6 protein-coding genes are annotated in these 6,825 nt (G+C 72.5%); 3 read left to right on the top strand and 3 right to left on the bottom strand.

The genetic code is table 11. The features are described 5' to 3' along the window. Positions 1–630: 630 nt before the first annotated feature. A complete protein-coding gene (locus AB0469_RS16605) occupies positions 631–1,071 on the bottom strand; it encodes an SHOCT domain-containing protein (RefSeq protein WP_366452090.1) in 441 nt (146 codons plus the stop codon). Next, positions 1,071–1,460, bottom strand: a complete 390-nt coding sequence (locus tag AB0469_RS16600; RefSeq protein WP_366452089.1) for a DUF6325 family protein — start codon at positions 1,458–1,460, stop codon at positions 1,071–1,073. Before AB0469_RS16600 ends, AB0469_RS16605 begins: the two co-directional genes overlap by 1 nt. Before the next feature lie 110 nt (positions 1,461–1,570). On the opposite strand from AB0469_RS16600, the gene AB0469_RS16595 reads away from it, so the two are divergent. Further along, positions 1,571–3,028 (top strand): FtsW/RodA/SpoVE family cell cycle protein, encoded by a 1,458-nt coding sequence (locus AB0469_RS16595; protein WP_366452087.1) that lies wholly within the window; start codon positions 1,571–1,573, stop codon positions 3,026–3,028. After that, positions 3,025–4,485: a penicillin-binding transpeptidase domain-containing protein gene (locus tag AB0469_RS16590; RefSeq protein ID WP_366452085.1), complete on the top strand. Its 1,461-nt coding sequence runs from the start codon at positions 3,025–3,027 to the stop codon at positions 4,483–4,485. Before AB0469_RS16595 ends, AB0469_RS16590 begins: the two co-directional genes overlap by 4 nt. A gap of 111 nt (positions 4,486–4,596) precedes the next feature. Here the strand turns inward: AB0469_RS16590 and AB0469_RS16585 are convergent, their stop codons facing one another. Continuing rightward, positions 4,597–5,703 (bottom strand): ferritin-like domain-containing protein, encoded by a 1,107-nt coding sequence (locus AB0469_RS16585; RefSeq protein ID WP_366452084.1) that lies wholly within the window; start codon positions 5,701–5,703, stop codon positions 4,597–4,599. A gap of 177 nt (positions 5,704–5,880) precedes the next feature. Here AB0469_RS16585 and AB0469_RS16580 point away from each other — a divergent pair, with 177 nt between their 5' ends. Next, a complete protein-coding gene (locus AB0469_RS16580; protein WP_366452083.1) occupies positions 5,881–6,810 on the top strand; it encodes a diiron oxygenase in 930 nt (309 codons plus the stop codon). The last annotated feature ends 15 nt before the right edge of the window (positions 6,811–6,825 follow it).

Raw genomic sequence — 6,825 nt, 5'->3', positions numbered from 1 at the left:
TTCGTCGTCCTTTGGTGTGGGGAGCGGCCCCGGACGGCGGTCGGACGCCGACATCAGGGCAGCGCGTAGCGATCTGAGGCGGCCGACGGCCCCGAAAGACTTTCTCGTCGTCCTTTGGTGTGGGGAGCGGCCCCGGACGGCGGTCGGACGCCGACATCAGGGCAGCGCGTAGCGATCTGAGGCGGCCGACGGCCCCGAAGGACCCTCTCGTCGTCCTTTGGTGTGGGGAGCGGCCCGAGACGGGCTGCGGACGCTGAGACGGGAGGAGCGCGTAGCGATCTGATGCGTGAGGGCGGCCCCGATCGCATGGGTTGCGGGCCCGGATGGGTGGTCTGCCGGCCCCCGACGACCTCGTCTGATCCCTGATACGGCCGCATGTCCCAGGAACATCCGTCCCGTTCCTTCGGGGGTTTCCCGGCAGTCTTCGGCTTTTCGTGGCGGGGCGGTCTGTCAAGGGTCGCCGCAGGCGATCGCGCAGCGACGCGACCGGAGGGAGCGCCCTTGACGGGCCGTCACGACGCGGAAGGACGATGGGACTGACGGGAAACCCCCAAGCCCTCCCTGTCCCGCCCAGCAGGGACCCCGCCCCCACCGACCCCGCCCGGCGGGCGCGGCGCCGCTACCCCCGCCTCACCCCTCCAGCAGCCGTGCCTTGGCGCGGCTGAACTCCTCCGGGGTCAGGAGCCCCTCCCGGGCCAGGTCGGCCAGTTGGTTGAGCTCCGGGACCAGGGTTGCGTGTGCCGACGGCGCCGGCTGGGGTGGCCGGGGCGGGGTGGTCGGCCAGGGGCTCGGCCGGGCCATCGCGTCGGCTTCGTCCGCGGCCTCCGCCCGCCCCTCCATCCCGGCAGCCCCCGCAGCCTCCGCCAGGGCCTCGGCCTCGTCCTCCGCGAACGCATCGGCCAGGGAGTCATCCGCACTCCCGCCGGCCCCCGAAGCGGATTCCTCCCCCTCGCCCACGTCCTGGCTCCACTCCGCCGCCCCCGCCGCCCGCCGCAGCAGGCCCCGCAGCAGGGGGTGGCCCGGAGGCCGGGTCGCCGCCGTCACCGTCACGTTCACCGGCCGGATGAACATCAGGCCACCTCCACCCGCTCCGCCGGGATCCGGACCGAGCCCACGATCCGCCCGCCCGCCGCCCGTACGGCGACGGCCGCGTCCTGCGCCCAGACGTGCTCGACCACCAGCAACAGCGCGCAGCTGCCCCGGTCCAGGAGCTCCGCCGCCTCGCGGACGTCCTCCGGGCCGATCAGCCGGGCCACGTCACGGCCCGCCAGGAGGCCGCGCAGCTCCACGAACTCGTCGAACTCCGCCGCCATGACCTCCCCCGAGGCCGTCTTCGTCGTGACGAGGCCGTCGATCAGGCGCACCACCCCGGTCTTGCGCAGCCCCATCACGGCCTCGACCGCCGGGACCCGGAGCTGTTCCTCCGGGAAGGCGAGGACGATGAATTCCACAGGTCCCATAAGGCTCGGCTCCGGCTCCTGCTCGTGGCGATTCCGACCGTTTCTGACGACTCTTCGGCAGACTATGGCATAACCGGACATAGGGGTGGTTGACTTGCTACGTTTCCCGTATGCCCCCGCCAGCCCTGACGGCGAAGGTGACGGAGCCCGAGCCCGCTCCGCCCCCTCTCCCCGGCGTCCGCACCCCCAAGCGCCGGGGCATCGAGCTGATGCTCCTCGCCGGAGCCGTCCTGATCTCCGCGCTGGGCCACGCCTACGTGGGCCTCGCCGGCGGGGACCCGGGGACCACCGCCCACCACCCCGTGACCCACCACCCCACCACCCACTACGCCGCGGGCCTCGCCGTGGCCGCGCTGGTCGCGCACCTCGCGGTACGCCTCCGGGCCCCGTACGCCGACCCGGTCCTCCTCCCCATCGCCGTCCTGCTCAACGGCCTCGGCCTCGTGCTCATCGAGCGGCTCGACCTCGCCACCCCGGGCGAGGCCGGCGCGGGGGACCAGCTGCGCTGGTCGGGGCTCGGGGTGGGGCTGTTCGCCCTGGTCGTCGCCGGGCTGCGCGACCACCGGGTGCTCCAGCGGTACGCCTACCTCTCCGTCACCGCCGCCCTCGCGCTGATGCTCGTCCCCGTCTTCTTCCCGGCCGTCAACGGCGCCCACATCTGGATCCGCTTCGCCGGACTGTCCTTCCAGCCGGGGGAGTTCGCCAAGATCCTGCTGGCCGTCTTCTTCGCCGCCTACCTCGCCGCCAACCGCACCGCCCTGGCCCTCACCGGCCGCCGGCTCTTCTGGAGGTTCAGGCTCCTGCCCGGCCGGGTCCTCGGGCCGATCCTCACGATCTGGCTGCTCAGCGTGGGCGTCCTCGTCCTGGAGCGGGACCTCGGCACCTCGCTCCTCTTCTTCGGCCTCTTCGTGATCATGCTGTTCACCGCCACCGGCCGGATCGGCTGGATCGCGGTCGGGCTGCTCCTCGCCGCGCTCGGCGCGTACGCCGTCGGCGCCCTCGAACCGCACGTCCACAGCCGCGTCCAGGACTGGATGAATCCTTTCGCCTCCATCGACCGCGGCGAAGGCCCCGGCCAGCTCGCCCAGTCCCTCTTCGCCTTCGCCGCCGGCGGCCTCCTCGGCGCCGGCATCGGCCACGGCCAGTCCTTCCTCATCGGGTTCGCCGCCAAATCGGACTTCGTCCTCGCCACGGCCGGCGAGGAGCTGGGCCTCGTCGGCCTGACGGCCCTGCTGCTCCTCTACGGGCTCCTCGTCTCCCGCGGCTTCAGTGCCGGGCTCGCCCTCCGCGACCCCTTCGGGAGGCTCCTCGCCACCGGGCTCGCCTCGATCGTCGCGCTCCAGGTCTTCGTCATCGCGGGCGGCGTCACCGGCCTGATCCCGCTCACCGGCATGGCCATGCCCTTCCTGGCCCAGGGCGGATCCTCCGTCGTCACCAACTGGATCATCGTCGCCCTGCTGGTCCGGCTCAGCGACAGCGCCCGCGGCGGCGGGATGCCCTGGCCGACCGGGCCGGCCGGAGGACCCTGGGGGCCCAGGGGAGCCGGGGCGGCCGGAGGGTCGGGATGATCCGCTACATCCGCTGGTGCGCGTACTTCTGCGTGCTCCTCCTCGCCGCCCTCCTCGTCAACGTGGCCCGCGTGCAGGTCTGGGAGTCCGCCGCCTACGGTGCCAACCCGGCCAACAAGCGCCCCGCCATCGCGCGCTACGCGCAGCCGCGCGGGAACCTCCTCGTCGACGGGCGGCCCGTCACCGGCTCCCGCGACAGCGGCCAGCTCCTGCGCTACGAGCGGACCTACACCGACGGCCCGCTCTACGCGCCCGTCACCGGCTTCTCCTCCCAGACGTACGGGACCAGCTTCGCCGAGCGCGCCGAGGACGCCGTCCTGGCCGGTACCGATCCGGGGCTCTCCGCCTTCCCCCTCAGGTACGACCTCTCGCGCGGCCGCCCCGCCGGCGGCGACGCCGCGACCACCCTGCGCGCGGACGTGCAGCGGGCCGCGTACCGGGGGCTCGGCGGCAAGCGCGGCGCGGCGGTGGCGCTGGAACCGGCGACCGGCCGGATCCTGGCCCTGGTCAGCAGCCCCTCCTACGACCCGGGGCTGCTCTCCGGTACCGGTACGAAGGTCAAGGCGGCCTGGGGCCGGCTGAACGAGGACCCCGCCAGGCCGATGCTCAACCGGGCGCTGCGCGAGACCTATCCGCCGGGCTCCACCTTCAAGATCGTGACGGCGGCCGCGGCCCTGGACGCGGGCGTGGTCACCGACGTGGACGCCCCCACCCGCACCCCGGACCCGTACCCGCTGCCGGGTACGAGCACCCTGCTGCCGAACGCGGGCACGGGCTGCGAGGACGCCTCGATGGCGGAGGCCGTGCAGTGGTCGTGCAACACCGTGATGGCCGGGATCGGGGTGCGGGTGGGCCTCAGGGGCATGGTCGAGGCGGCGGAGCGGTTCGGGTTCAACGACGAGGAGCTGCGGGTGCCGTCCTGGGTGTCCCGGTCGAACTTCGACACCGACATGAGCCCGGACCAGCTGGCGCTGTCGTCGATCGGGCAGTTCAACACCAGGGCCACGCCGCTGCAGATGGCGATGGTGGCGGCGGCGGTGGCCAACGGCGGCGAGATCGAGACCCCCTATCTGGTGGACCGTACGACCCGTCGGGGCGGCGGCCTGGTCCGGCGGTCCGGCCCGCGCACCCTGGGCCGGGCCATGAGCCCGCCGACGGCGCTGCGGATGCAGGAGCTGATGGTGAAGGTGGTGGAGGAGGGGACCGGGCGCAACGCGGCGATCCCGGGCGCCCGGGTCGGCGGCAAGACGGGCACGGCCCAGCACGGCGTGGGCAACGCCGGCACGCCCTACGCGTGGTTCATCGGCTGGGCCAGGGCCGGGGAGGCGCCGGTGCCGGCGGTCGCGGTGGCGGTGGTGGTCGAGGACGCGTCGGCGGTCCGCGGCGACATCAGCGGCAACGGTGCGGCGGCCCCGATCGCCCGCGCGATGATGCAGGCGTCCCTGACGAGCCGCTGACCGGCCCGAAACCCCGGGCCCCCGGCCTCCGCCCGCCCCGGGTTCCGCCCCCCGGCCTCCGCCCGCCGCGGGTTCCGCCCCCGGCCTCCGCCCGCCCCGGCCTTCGTCCGCCTAGGCTCCCGCGCCCTCCTCGATGGCCGCCTCCACCTCCGCCATCCGTTCCCGCTCCTCGGCTGCGAAGCGCCTCCGGTCGAGGGCCTCGGCGATCTCCTCGTCCTGGGTCATCAGCAGGTCGAGGTTGGAGTCGCCCATCTCGAAGACGCCCATGTCCAGGTACGCCCGCTGCAGCCGCTCGCCCCACAGCCCGATGTCCTTCACGCACGGCACGATCCGGCTGAAGAGCAGCCTGCGGAACAGGTGGAGGAACTCCGACTGCTCGGAGAACTCCTCCGCCTCCCGCCGCGGGACGCCGAAGTTCTCCAGCACCTCCACCCCGCGCAGCCGGTCGCGCATCAGGTGGCAGCCCTCGATGACGAACTCCTCGCGCTCGCGCAGCTCGGCGTCCGTCAGCTGCCGGTAGTAGTCGCGCAGGGCCATCCGTCCGAAGGCCACGTGCCGGGCCTCGTCCTGCATCACGTACGCGAGGATCTGCTGGGGCAGCGGCTTGTCCGTCGTGTCGCGGATCATGCCGAACGCGGCCAGCGCCAGCCCCTCGATGAGCACCTGCATGCCCAGGTACGGCATGTCCCAGCGGGAGTCGCGCAGGGTGTCGCCCAGCAGTCCCTGGAGGCTGTTGTTGATCGGGTAGAGCATCCCGACCTTCTCGTGCAGGAAGCGCCCGAAGACCTCGGCGTGCCGGGCCTCGTCCATGGTCTGGGTGGCGGAGTAGAACTTGGCGTCCAGGTCCGGCACGGACTCCACGATGCGCGCCGCGCACACCATCGCGCCCTGCTCGCCGTGCAGGAACTGGCTGAAGTTCCAGGCGCTGTAGTGCCGGCGCAGCTCCCCCTTGTCCTTCTCGGTCAGCTTGGCCCAGTGCCGCGTCCCGTACAGGGTCAGCATCTCGTCGGGGGTGCCCAGCGGGTCGTGCGGGTCGACCTCGATGTCCCAGTCGATGCGCTTGGCGCCGTCCCACTGCTTGTCCTTGCCCTTCTGGTAGAGCGCGAGGAGGCGTTCGCGGCCCTCGTCGTACTCCCAGCTGAAGCGGGCCGAGCCGCCGGCGGGCACCTGCCAGACGCCCTCGCCCGGGGCCGTGGTGTAGAGCTCGTGCGTCGACACTGATGCCTCCTCGTCTCACGTACTGCCGTACTGCCGTACAGGAGCGGACAGTTGGCAGCGTCACACGTTGGTAGACACGGGGTCAACAAGTCGTGCGCGAGGGATTGACGACCTTGCTGACAAGCAGTCTTATAAGACGTGACCGCTGGTAACCCGACCGCCGAGGGGCCCGAAGCCATGACGACCGTGACGGAGCGAGCCGCGCTGAGGGACGCCCTCGGCCTCCTCAAGGACCGCGAGCAGATCGCCGAGCGCCTGCTCGAATCCTCCGCGAAGCACTCCTTCGACCCCGACGAGGAGCTCGACTGGGAGGCCCCGCCCGTCGACGGCAAGTACTACTGGCCGCCCGAGCTGCTCTCCCTCTACGACACCCCGATGTGGAAGAAGATGGGGGAGGAGCAGCGCATCGAACTCTCCCGCCACGAAGCGGCCGCCCTCGCCTCGCTCGGCATCTGGTTCGAGATCATCCTCATGCAGCTGCTGGTCCGGCACATCTACGACAAGTCGCTGACCAGCAACCACGTCCGCTACGCGCTCACCGAGATCGCCGACGAGTGCCGCCACTCGATGATGTTCGCCCGCATGATCCGGACGGGCGGCGCCCCCGCCTACCCGGTCTCCCGCGCCAACCACAACCTCGCCCGGATCCTGAAGACGGTCTCCACCACCCCCGGCTCCTTCGCCTGCACCCTCCTCGGCGAGGAGATCCTCGACTGGATGCAGCGCCTGACCTTCCCGGACGAGCGCGTCCAGCCCCTCGTGCGCGGAGTGACCCGCATCCACGTCATCGAGGAGGCCCGGCACGTCCGCTACGCCCGCGAGGAGCTGCGCCGCCAGATGCTGACCGCCCCGCGCTGGGAGCGCGAGCTCACCCGGCTCAGCTGCGGCGAGGCGGCCCGCGTCTTCTCCCTCGCCTTCGTGAACCCGGCCGTCTACGACAACGTCGGCCTCGACCGGCGCGAGGCCGTGGCCCAGGTCAAGGCCAGCGGCCACCGCCGCGAGGTCATGCAGAGCGGAGCCAAGCGGCTCACCGACTTCCTCGACGACATCGGCGTCCTGCGCGGCGCCGGCCGCCGCCTCTGGAAGAGCTCCGGCCTCCTCCCGTAAGCCCCCGCGCGCCGC

This window comes from Streptomyces sp. NPDC093801 (genome assembly GCF_040701585.1).
Lineage (GTDB): Bacteria > Actinomycetota > Actinomycetes > Streptomycetales > Streptomycetaceae > Streptomyces.
Note: the sequence above shows the minus strand (reverse complement) of the source record. Positions and strands in the feature narration are given on the sequence as shown.